Annotated in this window: 22 protein-coding genes; 15 read left to right on the forward strand and 7 right to left on the reverse strand. The window is 56.7% G+C overall.

Annotated elements, in window-relative coordinates; all coding sequences use genetic code 11:
- Window positions 1-77 precede the first annotated feature (77 nt).
- Both ACR0LX_RS19995 and ACR0LX_RS20000 read left to right on the forward strand, forming a co-directional pair.
- Window positions 78-1,187, forward strand: a complete 1,110-nt coding sequence (locus ACR0LX_RS19995; protein ID WP_170417844.1) for a Fic family protein — start codon at window positions 78-80, stop codon at window positions 1,185-1,187.
- A gap of 329 nt (window positions 1,188-1,516) precedes the next feature.
- Window positions 1,517-3,178, forward strand: a complete 1,662-nt coding sequence (locus ACR0LX_RS20000; protein WP_170417841.1) for a caspase family protein — start codon at window positions 1,517-1,519, stop codon at window positions 3,176-3,178.
- Window positions 3,179-3,300: 122 nt separating this feature from the next.
- Here the strand turns inward: ACR0LX_RS20000 and ACR0LX_RS20005 are convergent, their stop codons facing one another.
- A complete protein-coding gene (locus ACR0LX_RS20005) occupies window positions 3,301-3,933 on the reverse strand; it encodes a tyrosine-type recombinase/integrase (protein WP_093037018.1) in 633 nt (210 codons plus the stop codon).
- A 520-nt stretch (window positions 3,934-4,453) separates the two neighbouring features.
- On the opposite strand from ACR0LX_RS20005, the gene ACR0LX_RS20010 reads away from it, so the two are divergent.
- Genes ACR0LX_RS20010 through ACR0LX_RS20025 form a run of 4 tightly spaced genes read left to right on the forward strand, consistent with a single transcriptional unit; the run spans window position 4,454 to window position 8,374 of the window.
- On the forward strand, window positions 4,454-5,512 hold the full coding sequence (locus ACR0LX_RS20010) for an ABC transporter substrate-binding protein (RefSeq protein WP_170417838.1): 1,059 nt from the start codon (window positions 4,454-4,456) through the stop codon (window positions 5,510-5,512).
- Between the two features lie 60 nt (window positions 5,513-5,572).
- The gene (locus ACR0LX_RS20015) at window positions 5,573-6,661 is read left to right on the forward strand and encodes an ABC transporter ATP-binding protein (RefSeq protein WP_170417835.1); all 1,089 of its coding nucleotides are present in this window, start codon (window positions 5,573-5,575) and stop codon (window positions 6,659-6,661) included.
- A complete protein-coding gene (locus ACR0LX_RS20020; protein WP_170417832.1) occupies window positions 6,658-7,560 on the forward strand; it encodes an ABC transporter permease in 903 nt (300 codons plus the stop codon). The genes ACR0LX_RS20015 and ACR0LX_RS20020 overlap by 4 nt, the downstream gene beginning before the upstream one ends.
- Window positions 7,561-7,570: 10 nt before the next feature.
- The gene (locus tag ACR0LX_RS20025) at window positions 7,571-8,374 is read left to right on the forward strand and encodes an ABC transporter permease (RefSeq protein WP_170417829.1); all 804 of its coding nucleotides are present in this window, start codon (window positions 7,571-7,573) and stop codon (window positions 8,372-8,374) included.
- 8 nt (window positions 8,375-8,382) lie between these two features.
- On the opposite strand, the gene ACR0LX_RS20030 is transcribed toward ACR0LX_RS20025, so the two are convergent.
- Window positions 8,383-9,090: an IclR family transcriptional regulator gene (locus ACR0LX_RS20030; RefSeq protein WP_170417827.1), complete on the reverse strand. Its 708-nt coding sequence runs from the start codon at window positions 9,088-9,090 to the stop codon at window positions 8,383-8,385.
- Between the two features lie 178 nt (window positions 9,091-9,268).
- Here ACR0LX_RS20030 and ACR0LX_RS20035 point away from each other — a divergent pair, with 178 nt between their 5' ends.
- The 8 genes from ACR0LX_RS20035 to ACR0LX_RS20070 are packed head-to-tail and all read left to right on the forward strand — an operon-like array spanning window position 9,269 to window position 16,649.
- On the forward strand, window positions 9,269-9,946 hold the full coding sequence (locus tag ACR0LX_RS20035) for an arginase family protein (RefSeq protein WP_170474326.1): 678 nt from the start codon (window positions 9,269-9,271) through the stop codon (window positions 9,944-9,946).
- The gene (locus tag ACR0LX_RS20040; protein ID WP_170417821.1) at window positions 9,939-10,613 is read left to right on the forward strand and encodes a hypothetical protein; all 675 of its coding nucleotides are present in this window, start codon (window positions 9,939-9,941) and stop codon (window positions 10,611-10,613) included. Before ACR0LX_RS20035 ends, ACR0LX_RS20040 begins: the two co-directional genes overlap by 8 nt.
- Entirely contained in the window at window positions 10,613-11,488 is an 876-nt protein-coding gene (locus ACR0LX_RS20045; RefSeq protein ID WP_170417818.1) for an arginase family protein, read from the forward strand. Before ACR0LX_RS20040 ends, ACR0LX_RS20045 begins: the two co-directional genes overlap by 1 nt.
- Window positions 11,485-12,495 (forward strand): agmatinase family protein, encoded by a 1,011-nt coding sequence (locus ACR0LX_RS20050; RefSeq protein ID WP_170417815.1) that lies wholly within the window; start codon window positions 11,485-11,487, stop codon window positions 12,493-12,495. Before ACR0LX_RS20045 ends, ACR0LX_RS20050 begins: the two co-directional genes overlap by 4 nt.
- Complete coding sequence (locus ACR0LX_RS20055; protein ID WP_170417812.1) at window positions 12,492-13,187, forward strand: hypothetical protein; 696 nt, start codon at window positions 12,492-12,494, stop codon at window positions 13,185-13,187. Before ACR0LX_RS20050 ends, ACR0LX_RS20055 begins: the two co-directional genes overlap by 4 nt.
- Window positions 13,184-14,629 (forward strand): aldehyde dehydrogenase family protein, encoded by a 1,446-nt coding sequence (locus tag ACR0LX_RS20060; protein WP_170417809.1) that lies wholly within the window; start codon window positions 13,184-13,186, stop codon window positions 14,627-14,629. The genes ACR0LX_RS20055 and ACR0LX_RS20060 overlap by 4 nt, the downstream gene beginning before the upstream one ends.
- Window positions 14,629-15,825 (forward strand): CaiB/BaiF CoA transferase family protein, encoded by a 1,197-nt coding sequence (locus ACR0LX_RS20065; protein ID WP_170417806.1) that lies wholly within the window; start codon window positions 14,629-14,631, stop codon window positions 15,823-15,825. Before ACR0LX_RS20060 ends, ACR0LX_RS20065 begins: the two co-directional genes overlap by 1 nt.
- Entirely contained in the window at window positions 15,822-16,649 is an 828-nt protein-coding gene (locus ACR0LX_RS20070) for a citryl-CoA lyase (RefSeq protein ID WP_170417803.1), read from the forward strand. The genes ACR0LX_RS20065 and ACR0LX_RS20070 overlap by 4 nt, the downstream gene beginning before the upstream one ends.
- Window positions 16,650-17,113: 464 nt before the next feature.
- Here ACR0LX_RS20070 and ACR0LX_RS20075 read toward each other — a convergent pair whose 3' ends face one another.
- Window positions 17,114-18,025 (reverse strand): homocysteine S-methyltransferase family protein, encoded by a 912-nt coding sequence (locus ACR0LX_RS20075; RefSeq protein ID WP_170417800.1) that lies wholly within the window; start codon window positions 18,023-18,025, stop codon window positions 17,114-17,116.
- 84 nt (window positions 18,026-18,109) lie between these two features.
- On the opposite strand from ACR0LX_RS20075, the gene ACR0LX_RS20080 reads away from it, so the two are divergent.
- A complete protein-coding gene (locus tag ACR0LX_RS20080) occupies window positions 18,110-18,409 on the forward strand; it encodes an MBL fold metallo-hydrolase (protein WP_170417797.1) in 300 nt (99 codons plus the stop codon).
- A gap of 482 nt (window positions 18,410-18,891) precedes the next feature.
- Here the strand turns inward: ACR0LX_RS20080 and ACR0LX_RS20085 are convergent, their stop codons facing one another.
- The 4 genes from ACR0LX_RS20085 to ACR0LX_RS20100 all read right to left on the reverse strand — a co-directional run bounded on the left by ACR0LX_RS20085 (window position 18,892) and on the right by ACR0LX_RS20100 (window position 21,507).
- A complete protein-coding gene (locus ACR0LX_RS20085) occupies window positions 18,892-20,298 on the reverse strand; it encodes a DUF7986 domain-containing protein (RefSeq protein ID WP_174819503.1) in 1,407 nt (468 codons plus the stop codon).
- Window positions 20,299-20,413: 115 nt separating this feature from the next.
- A complete protein-coding gene (locus ACR0LX_RS20090) occupies window positions 20,414-20,524 on the reverse strand; it encodes a DUF6429 family protein (RefSeq protein WP_371732129.1) in 111 nt (36 codons plus the stop codon).
- A 185-nt stretch (window positions 20,525-20,709) separates the two neighbouring features.
- Complete coding sequence (locus ACR0LX_RS20095; RefSeq protein WP_152460662.1) at window positions 20,710-21,012, reverse strand: SH3 domain-containing protein; 303 nt, start codon at window positions 21,010-21,012, stop codon at window positions 20,710-20,712.
- 102 nt (window positions 21,013-21,114) lie between these two features.
- The gene (locus ACR0LX_RS20100; RefSeq protein ID WP_152460663.1) at window positions 21,115-21,507 is read right to left on the reverse strand and encodes a GFA family protein; all 393 of its coding nucleotides are present in this window, start codon (window positions 21,505-21,507) and stop codon (window positions 21,115-21,117) included.
- Window positions 21,508-21,676 lie beyond the last annotated feature (169 nt).

The following is a 21,676-nucleotide window of genomic DNA, read 5'->3' on the forward strand; positions in this document are numbered from 1 at the left end:
GGTGAGCTATAGGATTGACCTCTATAAATCACGCAACCATAAATAGTGAGTTATAGAAAGGAAGCTTATACCTCACGATGTGGAACTGGCAGAACCCTGACTGGCCTACCTTTCGTTACGACGCCGCAAGACTCGAACCATACGAGCAACAGTTCCTGTTGTCCTCAGGGGAAGTTCTTGGAGCGGTTCATCATGTGAACACATCGGATCGAGATCAATTGCGTATCGACCTGCTAAGCGAAGAAGCAATGAAGACCAGCGCGATCGAAGGTGAGATGCTGGATCGTCTCAGCGTGCAATCTTCCTTGCGCCGACATCTTGGACTGGCTCCCGACAGCTATCCATCCAAACCGCGCGAGCAGGGCGTTTCTGAAATGATGGTGGATGTTTATTCCAACTATTCGGAACCACTGTCACACGACACCCTGTTTCGGTGGCATGACATGCTTCTGTCCCATGACAGGCATCTGGAAACGATTGGATCATACCGGAGCCATGAGGATGCGATGCAAATCGTCTCAGGCAGGCTCGACCGCCCAACGGTGCATTTCGAAGCTCCACCTTCACATCAGGTTCCGGCTGAAATGGACCAGTTCGTAGCCTGGTTCAACCGGACCGCACCGGATGGTCCCGAACCATTGCGCGCACTGATCCGGGCCGGTTTGAGCCATCTGTATTTCGAGAGCATTCATCCCTTTGAGGACGGCAATGGCCGGTTGGGTAGGGCGCTGGCTGAAAAGTCCTTGGCCCAGAATATCGGTCAGCCAAGTCTGATTGCCCTTGCTTTCACGATCGAGCGAGAGCGGAAGGCTTACTACGACCAACTCGAACGCCATCAAAAGACGCTGGAAGTCACACCGTGGCTCGTCTGGTTTGCCGAAACTGTCCTTACAGCACAGCAGGTGACGCTTGAGCGGGTTGGTTTCTTTATTTCCAAGACGCACTTCTATGATCGGTACCGTGATCAGTTCAACACTCGCCAAAGCAAGGTAATCGCCCGTTTGTTCAAGGCTGGGCCGGATGGGTTCACAGGGGGATTGAGCGCTGAGAACTATATCTCGATCACGGGAACATCGCGCGCCACAGCAACGCGGGATCTCCAGAACCTGGTAGAGAAGGGCGCTTTGATCCGAACGGGTGAACTCCGGTACACGCGATATTGGTTAAAGCTAGATCGGGACGGGTAGGGGGCTGAAGTACGGCACGAAGCGCGGGAAGTGGAAGTTCGCTGCAGTCGCTACGCATGCTCGCAGGAAATGCGGAAGCTGACGTTTAGATAGCTTCCCAAGCGAGCATCTTTCTGTCCCGCCGCAAGGCGGCTCCGAGTTCGTACTTCATATGAATGGTCCATGCCGAAACTGGCGCAATGGGCGGGAAACGAACCTTCGTCGTGTCAATCCCGAACTCCGCTATGCGGCCTAAGCCGAGCTAGAGCTTGTCCACGCCGGTCATATTGATTGAATTCCGAAAGTGTGGAAACGTTCATATGGTAGACGCGTTAACGGCGATATTTCACATGAAGCGTATCCTGTTCTCAGTTGTGTTTTGTTTTCTGCCTGCGATGGTGCTGGCGGACAAAGTTGCCTTGGTAATTGGCAATGCGAACTACCAACATGTCAGCAATCTCAAAAACCCGTCGAATGATGCGATCGACATTGCAGAGGCATTGCGCAGGATCGGGTTTGAGGTCACAACAGGTCTTGATCTGGATTACCGCGACATGCGCCTTGCCATACGTGACTTTGGAGAAAAGGCAAAAAACGCCGAGTCGGTCATCGTATACTTCGCCGGCCACGGCATCGAGTTGGACAACACGAACTTCCTGATCCCTGTCAGTGCGGAACTGCGGAGCGACCGTGACATCGAACTCGAGGCAATCCGCCTCAACACATTGATTAGCTCCATCGCGGGCGCACCCGGCTTGAAGATCGTGTTGGTTGACGCCTGCCGCAACAATCCATTCCTCGCGACTATGGAGCGCACAAACAGCACCCGCTCAATTGGACGCGGACTTGCACGTATCGATCCGGGAGGTGTGTTGGTTGGATATGCTGCAAGGAGCGGAACGCTGGCGCTTGACGGCGATGGCCGCAACAGCCCCTATGCTCAGGCTCTGCTCAACCACATCGAGGAACCCGGACTTGAGATTGGCAAGTTGTTTCGGCGAGTCCGCGACAGGGTTTACACTCTGACAGAAGGCTATCAGGAGCCATTTACTTATGGCTCGCTTCCCGCCAGAGACATTTTTCTTGTTCCAGATGCGGCTGCAGGCTCGACGCCAGAGGAAGAAATTGAGCGTGTCGAAGACCAGATTTATGCGGACTTTGAACTTGCGCGTTCGCTCGGAAGGCTTGATGCGATCGAGATGTTTCTGGAGCGATACGAAGGCGAAAGGGATCATTTTGCAGTCGCGCTCGCCCTTTCGTTGCGGGACGACTTGCTTGCTGAGCACCAGAAGGACGAAGTGCCGGGCAACAGTAGTACTGCGCGAGACAAAGTAGCAGCTCTTGTGCCGACATCGCCTCAAAGCGCGAAGGATGATACAGAGACGCGCAGCCTGATCCGTGATATACAAACTGAGCTAAATCGCGTTGGCTGCAGCGCTGGCACAGCGGACGGTGTTGCGGGCCCACGCACGAGATCTGCTTTCTCTCGGTATATCAGCGCTAGAGAGAATCTTGGACTGACGCCTGAGAGCCTCGAGACCAGTGAAACTCTTGCCGCACTTCGAGGAGAGCAAGGAAGAGTCTGTAATCAGTTGGTCGCGCCGTCTTTCGCGACTTTTGATGGTGACTACATTGTCTTAATCAGACGCAGATGGGACGATGATTATTGGCAAACAACCAGTCGGCCCGACAAGGCCTATTTCCCCGGAAAAATCGAGCCACTTGCAGCCTTGCGCATCAATCGCAATGGAGACAAGCTGACCTTGCTATCTGCCCAAGGCTTTGCGGCCGAAGGGCCTTGGTTTAGGGACTTCACTGGCAAATTCGATGACTCCGGTCAGTTGAAATTGCGCTTCACATTGAGTTCGCATTTCGGGCAGGCGACACCCTATAAGGTCAATATAAGCGTCAAACTGCCCGAAGGACTTTCGCCAGGAAGAAGGCTTGTCTACGAGCCGCGCAGGATTGACGGGCAGTTTTTTCTGAATTTTCTAATACGCCGTGTCAGTTGAAACTTTAAAGCGATGTCCTTGCCTGCTCCGCAAGAAGACCGTCGCTCTGGGCTCCTCGTCGCTGTTCGCCGCAGATTTCGCCAAGGTCTTGTTTGGGCCGTCCGCGAAGACGGCCCAAGTTGTTAGATTTCAATGGCCTCTGCGATCGCAAGCGCATCTTCCAGCTCAACACCGAGATACCGGACGGTGCTGTCCATCTTGGTGTGCCCAAGTAGCAGCTGGACCGCCCGCAGGTTGCCGGTCTTCTTGTAGATCTGTGTGACTTTTGTCCTCCGCATCGAATGCGTTCCGTATGCACTGGCCTCCAGACCGATCGACGTGACCCAATCCCGGACGATCCGGGCGTACTGGCGTGTCGAGATGTGCAAGCGTTCATGGAAACGACCCGGCCATAGGTACTCCGAGCCGACCATGAGCTCATCTTCCATCCACTTTTCAACCGAGGCGCGTGTGCCTTCGGAGATTTCAAAACGAACCGGCTTCTGCGTTTTGCTTTGCAACACCGAAGCTCGTTCCTTGATCTGGCCGGACGCCATCACGTCGACGACTTTCATCTTCACGAGATCGCAGCCACGCAGTTTGCTGTCGATTGCCATATTGAACAGCGCCAGGTCCCGATGGTTCTCGGCGAGTTCAAGTCGAACACGGATTGCCCAGACGTGTTTTGGTTTCAGTGGCCGTTTTTGCCCAACGATGCGCCCTTTGTTCCAAGCCGGGCGAAGCGCACGAATGGCCGGTAAGTTTGGTGTTTCCATGACTGATCCTCCGATCCGCCATGCCCTCCCACAACGACAACCTGACGTTGACGATGCCTCCATATCACGGGATGCTGCGTCGCATCCGAGGTCGGGGCTGAGCCCAAATTGACCAATTCTGTCGTCAGGATCAATTGGCGCATACTGTCAAGAAGCTGCCACTCAAATTCGCGGATCAACGCAAAGCGAGTGAGAGTTTGCGGTCCGCACGTTCCACCAAATGCTTCAATCGGTGGCAGTTAACTTCGGGTCAGACGAAGATCGCTTCAGACGCCATATGTGCAAGATCGAACCCAGATGAATGCTGCACCAATGCGCGAATTGCGAGATTTTCCAGGCTCTGATGCTCAGGAAACGGGAGTGTGAATCCTACGGGGCAAAAGAATCCTTGACCAATTCCAACATCAGCTCTAGTAAAACTGAAATGACGTTTTGCTAGATGAAACGATTGCGAATGATTATGTGGAGCCGCGCATGTCGCGAAGCCACAAACCAACCAACAGTTCGGGAGGAGCCTGACATGATGAAAGATAACCAAAAACTGAAGCTCACCACGGCGCTAGTGGCAGGTGGCCTGGCCATTGCTTCGCCTGCCTTTGCCGAGGGAGAGGTCGTGTTTGCGTCCTGGGGAGGCTCGTTTCAGGATGCCTTGCGCTCAGCCATGCTGGAACCTGCCGCTGGTGCGCTGAATATCACTGTCAAGGAAGATACGACAAACGGCATTCAGGACGTGCGCGCGCAGATCACGGCGGGTGCCGTTGCATGGGACGTTACAGAACAGGATTTGCCTTCGTGTGAAACCCTGAGCCGGGAAGGCAGCCTTGAGCCGATCGACTATTCGATTGTTGACACCACAGGCATTCCGAAAGAGCTGATCCATGACAATTACATCGGCTTCATCAACTTCACCAAGGTGATTGCCTATCGCAAGGATGCATTTGGCGACAATGGCCCGTCCAATTGGGCAGAGTTCTGGGATCTGGAAAACTTCCCCGGCAAGCGCGGTATGCACGGCAAGGTGAACTATAACCTCGAAGCCGCGCTCATGGCGGATGGTGTGCCGATGGCCGAGATCTATGACACGTTGGCCACGAATGAGGGCAAGGCGCGCGCATGGGACAAGCTGGGTGAGATTGCCCCCGAAGTTACCGTTTGGTATCGCGGCGGGTCGCAATCGGCGCAGTTGCTGCGTGACGGCGAAGTGGACGTGATCCATATGGGCCATAACCGCGTAGAAAGCGTGATCGCGTCGGGCATTGATGTGGCCTATGCCTTTGATGGCGGCACGATGGACGTGGACTGCTTGTTGGTTCCCAAGGGGGCTCCGAATAAAGACAACGCGATGCGCCTTATCAACGAATTGCTGAGCGCCGAAGCACAGGCGAGGCTGGCGGTGACCATGCCGTTGGGTCCGGTGAATTCGGGTGCCTTCGGCACCGGGATAATCTCGGATGAGATGGCAGTGAAGGTCAACACACATCCCGACAACTATGGCAAGCAGCTTCTGGTCGATCCGAACTTTTACATCGGCCAGCTGGGCGAGTTGACCGAAGAGTTTGACACGCTGATCCAACAGTAAAAAATATCTGGGCGCGGCACATCTTGTGCTGCGCCCATTTTTGTCAGGTTAGGAGCCCCCATGTCACCTGCAGCCCACTCCCTTCCCATCGATATATCCAACCTGTGCAAGGCCTACGGATCGGTCAAAGCGCTGAATGACGTGTCTTTGAACATCGCCGCGGGCGAGTTCCTGACATTGCTGGGGCCATCAGGCTCCGGCAAGACGACGCTTTTGATGGCGCTGGCCGGATTTGTGCGTCCTGATGGCGGGTCGATCCGGTTTGGCGAACAGGAAATGATTGCAACGCCGCCCCACAAGCGCGGCCTTGGCATGGTGTTCCAAAGCTATGCGTTGTTTCCGTTCATGACGGTCGCAGAAAACGTGGCTTATCCGTTGAAAATTCGCGGGGTGTCCAAAAGCGATCAGAAGGCCCGCGCCGAGCGCGCGCTGGAGACCGTGCAGCTGGGCGGTTATGGCGACCGGCGCATCACGCAATTATCCGGGGGACAAAGACAGCGCGTGGCCCTTGCCCGCGCCATGGTTTTTGAGCCGCAGATCATTCTGATGGATGAGCCGTTGTCAGCGCTCGACAAGAAGTTGCGCGAACATATGCAAATCGAATTGAAGGCGCTGCATGAAAAGCTGGATGCAACTGTCGTTTACGTGACCCATGACCAGCGCGAAGCCCTGACGATGTCGGACCGGATTGCAGTGGTCAATCATGGGCGGATCGAACAGATCGCGACGCCTGAGCGGCTCTATCGCCAGCCGCATAGTTTCTTTGTGGCGGATTTTATCGGGGAATCCATTTCCCTGCCGGTTAGTGTAGCGAATGACACGGCGCAGCTTGGCGAGCGCGTTCTGAAATCCAATACGCCTATTGCGCTGGGCAGCGGAGGCCATCGTCTGATCATCCGGCCCGAGTTGCTGGAAGTCACAGCAGGCGCGGTGCCAGACGCCGCCAATGACCTGTCCGGCCAAGTGCATGACATCATTTATCAGGGCGACAGCGTTCTAGTGATCGTTCAGCACGACAGCGCTGGTCAGATCAATGTGCGTGTGCCTGCCAATCGCGCGGGCCAAACCGGGTTGCCGTCGAAGGGAGAGCAAATCGGCCTTGCCCTGCATCCCGAAGATACGATCATCGTACCGGAACATGTGGCATGAGTATCGCCGAGACGTATGAAGGTGCTGGGACTCTTCAGAATGCCAGCACGCTCAAATCCGAAGAACGCCGCGAAAAACTGACGTTTCTTGGGCTTTCGATGCCTGCGGTTTTGACGATCTTGATCGTCGTCTTCCTGCCGATTTTCTGGCTGTCTTCGCTGTCGTTTTTCAATGCGGCAGGCGAACTGAGCACGGAAAATTACACGCGCATCTTTAGTAGTGCTCTCTATCGGCGAACCTTTGTCGTCACGTTTCAGATCAGCATTGCCGTGACGGTGATTTGCGTCCTTCTCGGCTACCCGCTGTGCTACTGGCTGACAAAGATGCCGAACAAAACAGCGGCCATTCTGATGGTGTTTGTGCTGGTCCCCTTCTGGACCTCGGTTCTGGTGCGGACCTATGCGTGGCTGGTGCTTTTGCAGCGCAATGGGATCATCAATTCGTCGCTGATGTCACTTGGCATTATCGAAGAACCGCTGCAACTGGCGCACAATCTGACCGGCTCCATCATTGGCATGGTGCATATCATGCTGCCTTTTTTGGTTCTGCCGCTCTACGCCACTATGCGCAATATTGACGGCGACCTGGTCCGAGCCGCCGTGGGCCTTGGTTCCAGCCCGCGCGGGGCCTTTTGGCGGGTATTTTTCCCAATGTCCCTGCCGGGCCTTTTTGCCGGCATCGTGCTGGTTTTCATCCTGTCGCTTGGGTTCTTTGTCACACCGGCTTTGCTGGGCGGTGGCCGGGTTCAGATGCTGGCGCAGCGTATCGAAAGCACCATCACAGTCTATTCGAACTGGGGGGCCGCATCAGCCCTGGGCGTGGTCCTGCTGTTGCTGGCGCTGGCGATGATCTGGCTGATGAACCGTGTCTTCGGGCTCGACAAACTGTTTATGCGCTGAGGATCTGAAAATGGAACAAGTCGGACAACGTAAAATCGACGGCCTGTGGCTGACAGTGGTCGGCATTGCTGTGCTGTTCTTTCTCATCCTGCCCACGCTGATCGTTATCCCGATGTCGTTTTCGGGGGCATCCTATCTGGAATTCCCGCCGACATCGCTCTCGTTTCGCTGGTACGTGGCCTATGTCACGTCGCCGGAATGGATGAGCGCAACAAAGACCTCGCTGATCGCGGCGGCGCTGACCACGGCAATCGCGACGCCCCTGGGCTCACTTTGTGCCTATGGTCTGCATTGCTCTGCGCCTCGTATCAGGAGCGCGGCTCAAATCCTTGTGATCATGCCGATTGTCGTGCCAGTGATCCTGATCGCTGTTGGAGTGTTCAGCCTCTATGCCAAGCTGGGGCTCAATTACACACTGACCGGGATCGTGATCGCCCATACTGCGCTGGCGCTGCCATTCGTGATCGTGACGGTGATGTCGGGATTGCAGAATTATGATTTCGATCAGGAGCTTGCAGCGCGCAGCTTAGGGGCGTCCCGTGCATACGCATTGTGGACAATCACCGTACCGCAGGTGAAATTCTCGATCCAGACAGGGGCTTTTCTGGCATTTATCACGTCGCTGGACGAGGTTGTGATCTCGATGCTGGTCTCGGGCGGGGAAAACGCCACAATCACCCGGCGCATGTTCAATTCACTGCGTGATCAGCTTGATCCGACAATCGCGGCGATCTCGACCTGTCTGATTGTCGTGTCCATCACGGCGCTTATCGGTGTGCAGATGATCGGGCGTCGGAAAGACAAGGCACAATGATGCGGGTCTTATTTTTCGCCAAACTCCACCCGAATCTGGCGGGCGGCATCAAGGACCGCCGCGCGATACTTTTCGACGGCTGTGTCATTGAAGCGGACGCGCAGGCCGGACAAGCTGATCGCGCCCAGCAATTCATCTTCGAACCCAAGAACAGGAACCGACAGTCCGGCGACGTCAGGATCGCGTTCACCAAGGCTGAGATAATACCCGGCCTTTCGGATGCTGGCCGCCTGTTTTCCCTGCCGGATGGAATAAGCATCCAGCACCTGACCCGAAGAGCCCATGCTCAGCGGAATGATCTCGCCCTCCTGAACGTGATCCCGCGCAAGCCTTGGCGAATTGACCCGGTAGAGGCACACGCCAGAGTTGCCGCGTTGCACATAAAACGACGCACTTTCGCCGGTCGCATTCACCAAATTCGCAAGCACCGGTCGCACAATTGGCCCCATCCGCAGGTTTTGGCGAAACACGGATCCAAGACGCCACAAAGACGGCCCGAGGTGAAACAGACCCTCGGCGTCTCGCGTAATATGACCAAACTTTTCAAGCGACACGCTCAGACGCAGAATTGTCGCCTTGTTGACCCCGCTGCGGTCCGCAACCTCCTTCAAAGAGAGGCCTGCATCGCCCGGCTCAAAGATGTCCAGCACACGCAATGCGCGCTCTACCGCTTCGACACCACCATTGGCGTCAGGGGATCGGGGCTTGTCGGGCATAGGCAGACCTTTCGACGCAAATCCGTCGCTTTTTATAGCCGGTTTGAGCGCAATTGGAAATCGCAAATAACGAAGGCGTCTGGCAATGAATAGCGCGCGGAAACAAATGATAACAGCTGGTTATGCGGACCTTCCTTTTGGCATTCATTCGCAATGTAAGGCTGATTGTGTTGGGGTTATGGGCGTTCCGAGCGAAGTTAACACCGGGCCCCGATCCGGCACCTCTCTGGCACCCGATGCGCTGCGCAAAATGACTGCCCAACTTGGGATCGGACTGCCTGTAGATGGTCGGGATCTTGGCAATCTGGACCTGTCAGGGGATTGGCCTGCCGCGTTGGAACAACTTGTGACGCAAATGGTGGATCACGGTGTTGTACCCGTTGTCTTGGGTGGCGCGTCTGATGTCGCCTCGGGTGTGCTGGGGGCCTTGCCTGATCTGCCAGTTGTCGCGGCCATGCCGTTGGCCCGGCGTGATATCGCGACGCGAACAGCCAACACGATCTGGGTGGGATTGAACGGCGATCAACCTGCTGGTGTCTGGGATCTGATCAGCCAGCGCAAGATGGATTGGCGCACCGCGCGGCAGTTGGATGAAGGGCACGGCGACTATTCTGACACGCCCGAGCGCGCTGTCTTGTGGATCGACATATCGGTCATTGATCTGGGGCATGCAGCTGGCAGCGTCGGCCTAAATCCCGGCGGGATGAAACCTGAAACGCTGGTTTCCGTCATTGGTGCCATGTCCTGTAAATGGCAGGCGATTGTGATCACCGGCCTTGCGCCTGCGCGCGACACCAGGGGAATGTCGGAACTGGCGGCGATCGAAACCCTGAACGCGGCGTTGCACAATGAGTGAAGCGGCGCAAATACAGTTTGACGCGATCCCCAGTTTTCTGGGCGCATCCATTGGCGATCTGGAAGATCTCGTGCCCGGTCAGGTCGCGATTGCAGGCTATTTTTGTGACAATCTCGCCCGGCCATCGGCAGGGCAACGCTATCTCGCGCGCCAGCTTCGGTATGCGTCCTGCCCCACAGTAACACCCGCGAATGCAATTGACCTTGGGGACGTGAACGTCTTTCCGCTAGAACCTGACAAGCATTTTCTCGCAGTTGCCTCGCAATGTGAATCGGTTCTTGAAACCGGTGCCCGCATGGTGTTGGTAGGCGGCGATTCCAGCGGTTTGGAAGCGCTTGACGTCGCCGCAAGACAGGTCACAGGTGCGGATGTTCCCATCATTGGGGTCAATGGCGGCGCAGTGAGCCATTTGCCCCGCACCCAACCGGTCATCCTGTCTGTGGATTTACAAGAGCTTGCGGGCAAATGGGTATCGCACCCGCATCGCCTGACGGGAATGTCACCAGCACAAATGATCGCGCAAATTGACGCCACCCCGGGCGATACCATCGCGGCTGCGGTTTTTGGGCTTGCCCCGGAACTGGACAACCGTGGCAAGGCTGAAACCCGCGCTGCACTGGCGATCCTGCAAGCGGTCACAGCTCGTCTTGAGAAAGGAGCAGGCTGATGCCTCTACGTTCGGCCCCGTTGCCGCGCATGGCAGGGCATCTGTCGTTCATGCGCTCTCAGACCAAAGCAATCGGCGACGTCCGGTCTGGAGATCTGGCCGTACTGGGCATCCCGTTTGAAGATACAAACGCACCTCATGCAGGGCAATCTCTGGCGCCGCGTGCATTACGCGAAACCTCGGTCTATTTCGGTTGGCACGCAAATCCACAATTCAGTCACCCCGTAGATATCGATGCGCGTCAGGATATCAGTACCGATGGCCTGCACGAGCGGCTTTGTGATCTCGGAGATATTGCACCGGGGTCCGAAGATGCGATCCACGCGGCCTTGAAGGCGGCCATGCGTCAGATCAGCGACAATGGCGCCTGTGCAATCTTTTTGGGCGGATCAGATCGCATGTCCGAGACGGCGCGGAGCGCGCTCCCTCATTGTCAGACAGTGCAGCTTGGCGGTACACCAGCCGATGCGCGCGATTTTCATATTGCGCCCTTGCCGAACGGAACGACCACGCCGGTAAATAGAGATACTGCCGCGCAGCGTGCCGCGTTTTCAGAGTGGCGGGATCCATCAAAGCCGTTGTTTGTTCGGTTTGATCTCTCGGTGTTTGAAACATCGCTCAGTGCGCTTTGTGATCGGCCCCGTTTGGGGGGCTGCGATCTTGCGACGGTGGTGCAATGGCTTGAGCTTTTGGGACGGCACGAGGTCAGCGCCATTATGTTGACCGGTCTGAATCCGAACCGTCCCGGAATGGGTGTCGTGAAGGTTGGCCAACGCCTGATGGTCACGGCTCTTCTGGCGTTTATCTATGCGCGCCTCGGCTTTGGGATTGATTTTCCGCGCCGCCAAACTTCCAAGGAAAAAGTACTGACATGACTGCAGCGATAACGACATTTCTCCCGCCTCTGGCACAACCGGGGTATCGGCTGTTTGATGGGCCTCTGCTCGATGCCGCCGACGTCCGTCCGGGCCAAATCGGTGTGGTGGGTATGCCCAGCGATTGGACACATTCAAGCCGGCTCGGAACCAGGTTTGGTCCCGAGGCGCTGCGTAAGGCAACGACGGTATTGCAATCCATGCGACCGCAGGGGGTCAGTTTTGATCCAGATACGGGCCAAAGAAGCGCAACGGCCAGCGACTGGCTCGTGGATTGCGGGGATGCAGTGATCACCCCTGAGGATGTAGACGCAACCACCGAGGCCATTGCCGCAATGACCGAGGCGCTGAGCGTTGGAGGGGCGATCCCTCTGGCACTGGGCGGTGATCACTATAATAGCTTCCCGGCCTGCCTTGGCTATTCCCGTGGGTTGGCCAAACGCGCACCAAATGCACGTTTTGGGTATATCCAGATCGACGGTCATCTGGATTTCTCTGACCGGCTTGGCGCGTGGGGCAGCCATAACCACGCAACCAATGCCCGTCGGATTTCCGAACTGCCCAATGTCGACGTGTCCAATATGGTTTGGGTCGGGATCACCGGTTGGGTCGACAGCGGTGAACTCGCCTTGATCGAAGAGCAGGGCGGTCGGGTGTTTTCGGCTGGCGACGTACATAAATTGGGGACGGCAGAGGCAATTCGTCAGGCGTTGGAGCATGCCATGAAGGGATGTGACGAACTGTATCTGTCAATCGACATCGATGCGATGGACGCTGGCTACCTCCCCGGCACCGGCTCAATCGTTCATAGCGGTATTACACCGCGTCAGTATTACGATCTGCTGGATGGGCTGGCCGAGGCCCCGTTGGGTGGACTGGATATTGTTGAGGTGTCCCCTCCTCTTGATCCGTCGGAGCGTACCGAATTTCTGGCTGCAGAAATGTTGTTCCGGATCCTGCGTCGCTTCCGCACACAACCTGTGACCGGGGCGGTGACAGAGCAATGATGGACTACAAAGGAACAGAGCAGCTGGGTGGGTTTTCCCATGCAGGAAAAACACTTGCGCCCGCGACACGGCCCTGGATCACAGACCTGTCAGCGCTTTGCCCTTACGAGGGCCTGCAACCCGGGAACCTACCGGAATTTGAACGCGACCCGAATTGGGACAACTGGGCGCTCACCGACAGTCCCAAAGACCCGAACCTGCGCCTGAACTGGCATCTATTTGAGGACGGTGGAAGAAGATTGATGGTCGCCGACCGGATGCTTATGAGCCGCGTCAGCTGGCAGGATCTGGATGATGCGGGGTATGTCCATGGCACAGAGCTGTCGATTGATGGACGCCTGTTTCGCTGCCGGTTGCTTACGGGGGGGGATACGCCCTGTAGTGACCCTTTTCAGGGGGCGACGCGCCCCAATGAATGGGATGCGCTGGTGGGGGGCAGCGGGGCGTTGAACGCTCCGCAACCGGACCCGGCCAATAGTACAGCACCGCTTTGCCCGGATCATCTGACCTCGCCTCATAACCGTTTGTGGAACTGGTTCGGCGCGGTCAGCTGGACCGCCGAACCGGTTGCCAGACGGGCCGATGGGCGGGTGTGCAGGGGCTATCATGGCCCGACCTATTTTTACGTGAATACTGTGGACCACCGGCATGAAGATATCGGGTGGCGACCAGTTCTTGAGGAAGCGCTATGACTGCAAACCCCTTTGCCAACTTTATCGCCGGATCATGGGTTGCTAGCAGCGACGCGGCCCCCAATGTCAACCCGTCCGACCTGAACGACACGATCGGCGAGTATGCCCGGGCAAGCGCCGATCAAACGGTTGACGCAATCGAGGCCGCGGCCGCGGCCCTGCCGAATTGGCGCAAGACATCGCCTCTGGTCCGGTTCGAAGCGCTCGACCGGATCGGGTCGGAAATCCTCGCCCGTGTAGACGAGCTGGGCGATATGCTGGCCCGCGAAGAGGGCAAAACCTTGCCCGAAGCCAAGGCCGAAGCGCATCGCGCCGGGCATTTGTTCAAATATTTCGCGGCTGAGGCGTATCGTGCGACCGGCGACACCTACCAATCTCTGCGCGAAGGTGTGTCGCTAAATGTTGTACGCGAGCCAATCGGCGTTGTGGGCGTAATCACGCCCTGGAATTTCCCACTGGCGATCCCCGCATGGAAAATCGCACCCGCTCTGGCCTATGGCAATACGGTTGTGTTCAAACCTGCCGAACTGGTGCCCGGATCGGCATGGATGTTGTCCGATATTATTGCCCGTGCGGGCGTGCCTGAGGGGGTGTTCAACCTTGTGATGGGAAAAGGCCGTGAGGTTGGGGAGGCAATCGTTACGCACCCCAAGGTGTCCGGGGTCACATTCACCGGTTCCACACCCGTCGGTCGCCATATGGGGGCGGCGCTGTTTGCGCGAGGAGCGAAAATGCAGCTGGAGATGGGGGGGAAGAACCCCTTGATCGTGCTGGATGACGCCGATCTGGATCTGGCGGTGCACTGCGCCGTTCAGGGCAGCTTTTTCTCAACCGGACAACGCTGCACAGCGTCTTCCCGCCTGATTGTGACCGAGGGCATTCACGACGCATTTGTTGACCGTCTTTGCGCGGCAATGAAAGACCTTCGGATCGGTGATGCGCGCGCTCCGGAAACCCAGATTGGTCCGGTCGCCAGTGAAGCGCAGCTCGCCATCGACAAACGATACGTGTCTCAGGCTGTGGATGACGGTGCAACGCTTGCCGCAGGTGGTGGCGAGGTCAAATCCAAAACAACCGGCCATTACTTTGCGCCTGCGTTGTTTACGGATGTGTCACCCGACGCAGCCGTGGCACGAGACGAAATCTTTGGGCCCATCGCCGCCGTGTTACGCGTGCCGGATTACGACGCCGCCCTGGCCACGTCCAACGACTGCGAATTTGGATTGTCCGCAGGAATTGTCACGCGGGATCCCGCCAAAATCGATCACTTCTCGCAGAACGCCGAAGCAGGCATGATACAAGTCAATCTGCCCACCGCCGGCATGGATTTCCACGCACCCTTTACGGGCCGAAAGGGATCCTCTTATGGTGCACCGGAAAAAGGCAGCTATTGCCGCGAGTTTTTCACGGCGGCCAAGGTTGTACACGCGGGGCGCGGATAATGTCGCAGACACCTTTGAAGGGCATTCGTGTTCTTGATCTGACCAATGTCCTTGCCGGTCCGTTCTGTTGTCATCATCTGGCGCATCTGGGCGGCGAGGTTATCAAGGTCGAAGCCGTCGGTCGGGGCGATCTCGCCCGCCAACTGGGGGCCGACCCAGAGCTGAACAAAGTCAACATGGGCGTGTCCTTTCTCGCCCAGAACGCGGGCAAGAAATCGGTCACGGTCAACCTCAAGAACCCACGGGGTCGAGAGATTTTTCTGAAACTGGTCGAAACTGCAGATGTCGTGGTTGAAAACTTCCGGCCCGGCGTCATGACGCGCCTCGGCGTGGGCTACCAGACCCTGAAAGAGGCCAATCCGACCCTCATCTATTGTGCTATCTCCGGCTTTGGCCAAGAGGGCCCGTGGATACGCCGCCCGGCTTATGACCAGATCATACAGGGAACCTCGGGTGTGATGTCGATCACCGGGGATAGCGACAGCGCGCCGCTGCGCGTTGGATATCCGGTGGCAGACACTGTGGGGGGCATCACCGCAGCCTTTGCGATTTCATCTGCTCTGAACGCCAATCCGCGCGGCACCTTTATTGATGTGTCGATGCTGGAATCGGTGCTGGCGACAATGGGCTGGGTGGTGTCGAACTATCTGATCGCCGGCGTCAATCCGACTGCCAATGGCAATGAAAACCCCACTTCGGCGCCTTCCGGTGCGTTTGAAGCGAAGGGCGGGTTGATCAACATTGCCGCAAACAAAGACCAGCAATGGGAGCTACTGACGGACCACCTGGGATTGGCCGCGCTGCGCGAGCGGCCTGAATATGCCACGCGCGAGGATCGCAAACGCAATAGGCTGGCTCTGAAAACTGAGCTGGAGACCGTGTTGAAGACCCGGTCACCGCGCGACTGGGCCAAGGAACTCAATAGCATTGGTGTGCCATCAGGAGCGGTTTTGACAGTGCCGGAAGTATTGGAAATGCCGCAGGTTGCAGACCGCGGTTTCCTCGACCAGTTTGAAAACGTCCCCGGCGTCGGACGCGACATTCAGGTTGCCACGACCGGGATCAAATTGGACGGCAGCGCGCCCACCGTCGATGCACCACCGCCCACATTGGGGCAGCACAACTCTCAAATCTGGAGCGAGTTAGGTCTTTCACCGGAAGACATTGAAAAACTGGCAAAGGATGGCGCGATATGACGGACCCCGCAGGACGCAATGACGCCGATGCCATTTGCCACTGGTGGCGCACCGAAATTATCGACATGGCTCCGGGGCGGATCGCCTTTCGCGGCCACCCGATCCAGGACCTGATCGGAAACGTCAGCTTTGCTCAGATGATCTGGCTCATGGTGCGCGGCAATTTGCCCACGCCAGAACAGGCGGCGCTTTTTGAATGCGCGCTGGTGGCGGGCGTGGATCATGGTCCGCAGGCGCCATCGATAGCCGCAGCGCGTATGGCCGCGACCTGTGGGCTGGGGCTCAACAACGTCATGGCCACCGGGGTCAACATGTTGGGTGACGTGCATGGCGGCGCCGGTGAACAATGCGCCGAGCTTTATTTCGACGTCGCCAAACGGATGGATGACGGCGCTGAACAGGAAGTTGCCGTCCGCGACGGTATCGCCGCCTGGTGTGAGGAAAATGGCAAGATCGTCTCGGGTTTTGGCCACCGTTTCCACAAGCCCGTCGATCCCCGCGCACCGCGATTGATGGCGTTGGTACGCGAGGCCGCGATGTCAGGCACTGTAGAAGGGCGATTTGCCGATATCGGTGAAGCTATACAGACGGAAATCGGACGTAAGCGCGGTGCCGATATCGCGATGAATATCGATGGGGCCACGGCTGTTATCTTTTGCGAATTGGGGTTCCCGGCACCGCTTTCCCGGGGATTGTTCTGTCTTTCCCGCTCGGTTGGCGTCTTGTCTCATGGCTGGGAACAGATTCAACAGGGCGGGCGGAACAAGGGGCCAATGCCGCCGCGTTATCTGCCGGAATATATTGGTGTCAAATCGGAGCGCTAACCCGATGACCATTGATGGTGCGAACGCCTAAATTCACACCGAACTTGGCATTGAAGCGCCACTGGCGTGTGGACTGTTTTGCCGGTCTCGGTCATTGGGCATCCCCCCCTAGAAGCAGACCCAACATGTTAGTCTGAACAAAGATTCACTTCTTTGGTGTTGTCTTTGAAGGTATTTCAATCCAGGCGAGAATCGATACATTTTCACGCTTGTTCTGACGTCAGCGAAGCGCACCGAGCTGCCATCGCGACAAGCGCGGCGAATTCACACTTGGTCCGCGATGCGTGAGTTTGTCGATCGCTGGATTTCGCAGTCGCAGCTAAAGTCCGGTCTGGTGGGCCGCACCGCAGCGATGCGCGCCCTCGGTCAACGGCAGGAATGGGCCGATCTCCTAACAAGTTGTGGAAAGAAATTACGGGATCACCTTAGATCTCAGCGTTATCGCTCAGATTGAACCAAGTTGGCTATGCTAGTTCGCTGATCATCGATTTCAGATGGCGCATGTCGGTACCGCAGCATCCTCCAAATACTTGGATCGACGGATTCTGCCTCGCAATCGCGGCAATCTGTTTACCAAGTTCAGCTGGATCGCCTTCGTCCAGCTCATCTGCTTCGTCAAGTTCCGCATGCGAGCAACTCGAAGCGTTCGCCACAAGGCCTCTCAGCCGGGGGTGGTTGCCAAGCGCTCCGGCGAAATGGGTAGGGTGAGCGCAGTTGACCATAAAAAACAGCGCCGCCGAGTCGGTTGCTGCGTCGATCTGGTCAATTCCGTCCACAAGTTTGGTCCCGTCTGCCAGGCACCCGTCTGTCTCAACAACCAGAGACATGATGATCGGCAGTTCAGCGTCCCGGGCGGCGAGGATGCATCCCGCTGCCTCGCTTGGGCGGTTGAATGTATAAGCGGTGACCAGATCGAGGCTTGTGTCTTTCAGGCTGTGCATTTGAGCGGCGTGGTATTGACGTGCATCTTCGACGGGTACCGGCGGGATGTCGGCGTAAGGATCATGGCGCGGGCCGATGCAGGCCGACACCAGTACATCATCGCGAGCGGCAGCTTGGCGCACGTCTTCCATTAGACTGACCGCATCTTTGTTTACTTCGGCGAGCCGCTCTGCATCGTACCCCAAGGGCGCTGCCCGGTCGGCGTTCGCCATCCATGTGGGCGCATCAAGGATGCATCCGACATTCATTTCACGGGCCAGATCGACAAGAGCCTGCATTTGACCGGCCAGTATCACCCTGGTGCCAGGTTCTTCCAGCAATGGAAACGACGCGAAACCGGGAAGCTCAATTCCATGATTGAAAATCAGGTCGGTGCCAGTGCCGGCGTAAACCAGAAAGGGCTTGTTACCTTCGAGTGGGAGCTGTCGCGCCATTCTGATCCACGCCTATTGCCGTTACCTCTGCACAAGAAACCTACTTTGTCTCGGGCCTCCTGTGAACCTTAGGACTGCGACAGGGTGTATTCCGTCACTCTGATCCCCACGCCAGGCCAAACACCAGGTCATGTCTCGGTCGAAATCACCAGTGGCGACCGGCGCGCTCTGATTACAGGTGATGCAATCCATACAACCGCCCAGTGCTGGCATCCCGAGTGGCATTTTATGTTTGATTCCGATGCTGAGATGGCCGTGACATCCCGTCGGAAACTGTTGGAAAGCGCCTCGGAAACGGGATGTATTGTGCTGGGAAACCACTTCGCTTTGCCGTCTATTGGTCGGGTGAAGGCGGACAACGACGCGTTTCGCTGGGAGGACTAGCCCAGGTTGTATTTTGATGTGCGCGGGTCTGTTGTGGGATGGCGGCTGACGTGAAAGTTCGACGCGCCGCGCAGCTTACAGGCAATGATCGGCGAAACTAAATCTCGAACCCATTGGGCTATGTCACATTCCCTTGAATTCTTGTTTCACAAGCTTTCTCTCTTCACCATTTTGTGAAAGCCTGAAGCAGTTATGAGTGACAGAGTGTGCAATTTTCAGAAAACAGTGGTTCTTTCTGAACTCCAATCAGCTCTCTTGGACGGAATTTGTGATCACTGCGAGGTGACAAGTTCGGAACTGGCCAAGAGTGGAGAGGTGCTGGAAATATGTGGACAAGAGTACTGTTTCGATTATGAAACCGGTGTGTCCACGGAGACTGAAATTTTGTTGTGCCCCAGCTGTCACGAGGCAAACCATCTGGACGCGCAGCGACAGCATAACCCTTGCCACATCTCTGCAAGACGCAGCCGGGAAAACATGGGTTAGTCGATGGGTTCAGGAGGCGAAGCTTTGGAACGGTTTTTGCAAGAACCATCGCTGGTCCAATTTCGGTAGTCTGACAGACCAAGCTCGTCCCACATCCAGCCGAAATCATACTCAGCCACCGGAGAGCCGGTCTGGCGCGCGCTGCGGTTTTCGATTGTCTTCAGCCAGTCTATGACTTTCTTCCTGCCCGCCGTGCTGCGAACGGCCTGGCGCGGGGTCTTGCCATCCAGGGCAGGAATCGGCTGGTCAAGCGTATCGCGGTAATGCTGTTCGAGATATTCGTGGGCCATCTGACGGGCAAGGGCACGGGGGATGTCCTCTTCTTCTGCCACTCCGTTACTCGTGCTGTCATCCGCCATCATCTGTTCGGCGGTCTGGATTGATGTCAGCGGAGATTTCACCAGGTCGCCCAGGAGGTCCCGGACCAGGGCTTCGCCGCGTTCAGCGCGCGCTGTAGAGCTCACAGAAAGTGTGAGTGTCCGACCTTTCAGATCTAGGGACCCAAGCACGGAGGCCCCTGACATTGATTTGTCCAACACGAGGCCGGTGCCGTGCTTGGTGCCGGACGGGGTGTCGAGGTCAAGCCAGGTCCAATCCTTCTGGCCTGAGATCACGAGTTCTGCGGACTGTGTTAGCTTTTCAGATACCTGGCTTTGCGTCACTTTGCTGGCGAGGGGGAAGCGCATGTCGTGAAAGAGCAGGTTGTCGCCATCGCTGTTGCTGATTTGTGGTGGTTCCGGATCCAGTAGGTTCGGCAGATGTGCGAAGAGCCAGGCATTGGTGAAGAGGGGTGCGGAACGGTGTAGCTGATCCTGTGTCAGCCTCAGTTCAACGTCGGGGTTCAATTTCAACACGGAGCGGAGCCCGTCTTCAAAAAACGCGACGGTGTCGGGGTCGAATGGGAGCAGCGCCCCCGAGATCACGTTATAATCCCCCTGTGCGACAACCCGAGCTGCGATGCGATCCCATCGCTGCAGCATCTGCGTCGCGCTGTGTTCCCGGACGGTAACCGGCTCTGCGTCCGAAAGCATGTTGCGCAAGACCATGGATCTGCCGGGGTCTACCTCGCTCACCTCATAAAGGCTGACCGACGCGTCCCGCAATCCTTTGATATAGGCGCGGGTCTGCGCACTCTCCTTGGAACCGCTCCCTTTCAGATAAGCATCCGCAGCGTTTTCGGCGTCCGCTCCGAATGTCCTGCCCAGCAAATCTTCCAGGCCACCACCCCACAGGACCATCGGCCAATCCTCGCCCAGCAAGTCGCCCAGATCCTCGAACTCAAGATCGAAGGCCTCGAGCGCTGGCAGAAAATGCTCGTCCAACACATCAGCGAGCCGCTCATGCCAAATCTCGTCACGGGTGATAAACCCGATGAGCCCACCAAGATCGTTCCCCGTTGTCATCTTCAGCTTCTCCCTGTTTGCCGGACAGGGGCGATTTAGCGCAGATTGCAACCGCCAGCCAGCCCACACGCGTATGCAGACCTGCGTTACATGGAGGGACTTGTCATGGCGAATGCTATGTCTTTGGCTCCCGCCCAAAAAGCTCTGTGAAAAGCTTTTCGGAGCGGCGCAGGCCTTCATCGGTCAGTACCACCGATTTTGCCTTTCCAACCGGGTCCAGGATCAATCCGTTACGGTGCAGGCGATCAAGCGCTCCCCAGTCAAAGCCTTAGGGCCGTCCTGAACCCAGCGAATTCGGGGATGTTGCGAGCCGCTTCGACGACGGGTGTGAGCCCAACTAGTGGATTCGTCAGGGCGTTTCCGCCGGTATTCTATGATTGCTAAAAGATGGTGGTGCTGATCGCTGTCGTATTAGATTTTCCGCAAATATGCCCAAGAGACGTATCCCTTAAGCTTGCGCGCGCGCTCCAAAGAGACGCGGCACCAACGGGTGCCACCGGTCTGCTCACAGCCGTGAACTCGTAGTGCGGTTCCATTTGGAAGACCAACGATCACATTGAACCCTGTTCCAGGCCCACTGCGCATTTTTAGCATGTCACCGTCTTCGACGCCAAAAACCTCATATGTTCCGAGTGACGCGGCCGCCGCCGGTTTAACGTCCATGACGACCCCCAGGAACAAAGCCATTAGGGGTAAAAAGATTGCATTGCGCATCGCGATGTCCTGCTTATTGCCTCAACGACAATCGTAGCAACTCGGGTCACCAAGAGGAACAACTCCAAGACAGAAATGTAGGTGATACCAAAGCTTCAAACGCTACATTTCTTCCAAATGGTGGGGAACCCTGGCCCAGTTGGGGGCATCTTTCACAAAAACCTTGCTCGTTGGCTTGAAGTTGTTTGGCTCATCCAATGTCCCAGCCGCAATGCTCGTCAATCCGAAGGCTGTCACGCCCCACAGGCCTGATCCGCAGGTGCCACAAAAATGCTTGATGACAGGTCGACCTTCCTTTGAGGTCTTCTCAAAGGTCCGTGGTTTGCCTTTCAGCAGCTGCAGGTCTTCCGACTTTATCATGTACCCGGCATAACCGTCCGTTCCGGTCATCGATAGGCAATCACTGCAAAAACACATGAGTTGCATTACTGCGCTGCCAGTGACCTGGTATCGAACCTCACCGCAAAAACATCCGCCTTCCAAGATTTCAGCCACGTTGCCTTCATCCTTCTATTTCGTTTTGCAAGATATGAGAAAACCGTACCTACTCTGGCCAGTGGTCACAACGGTTCCAGCAGCGGAATGTGGAATGGTGCCAATATGAGCTCCTGTACCTGGATGGGTACGAGGCAAGCATCAGACAGATTGAGTTGTCGAATGTTTT

The organism is Ruegeria sp. CH11, from assembly GCF_056537105.1.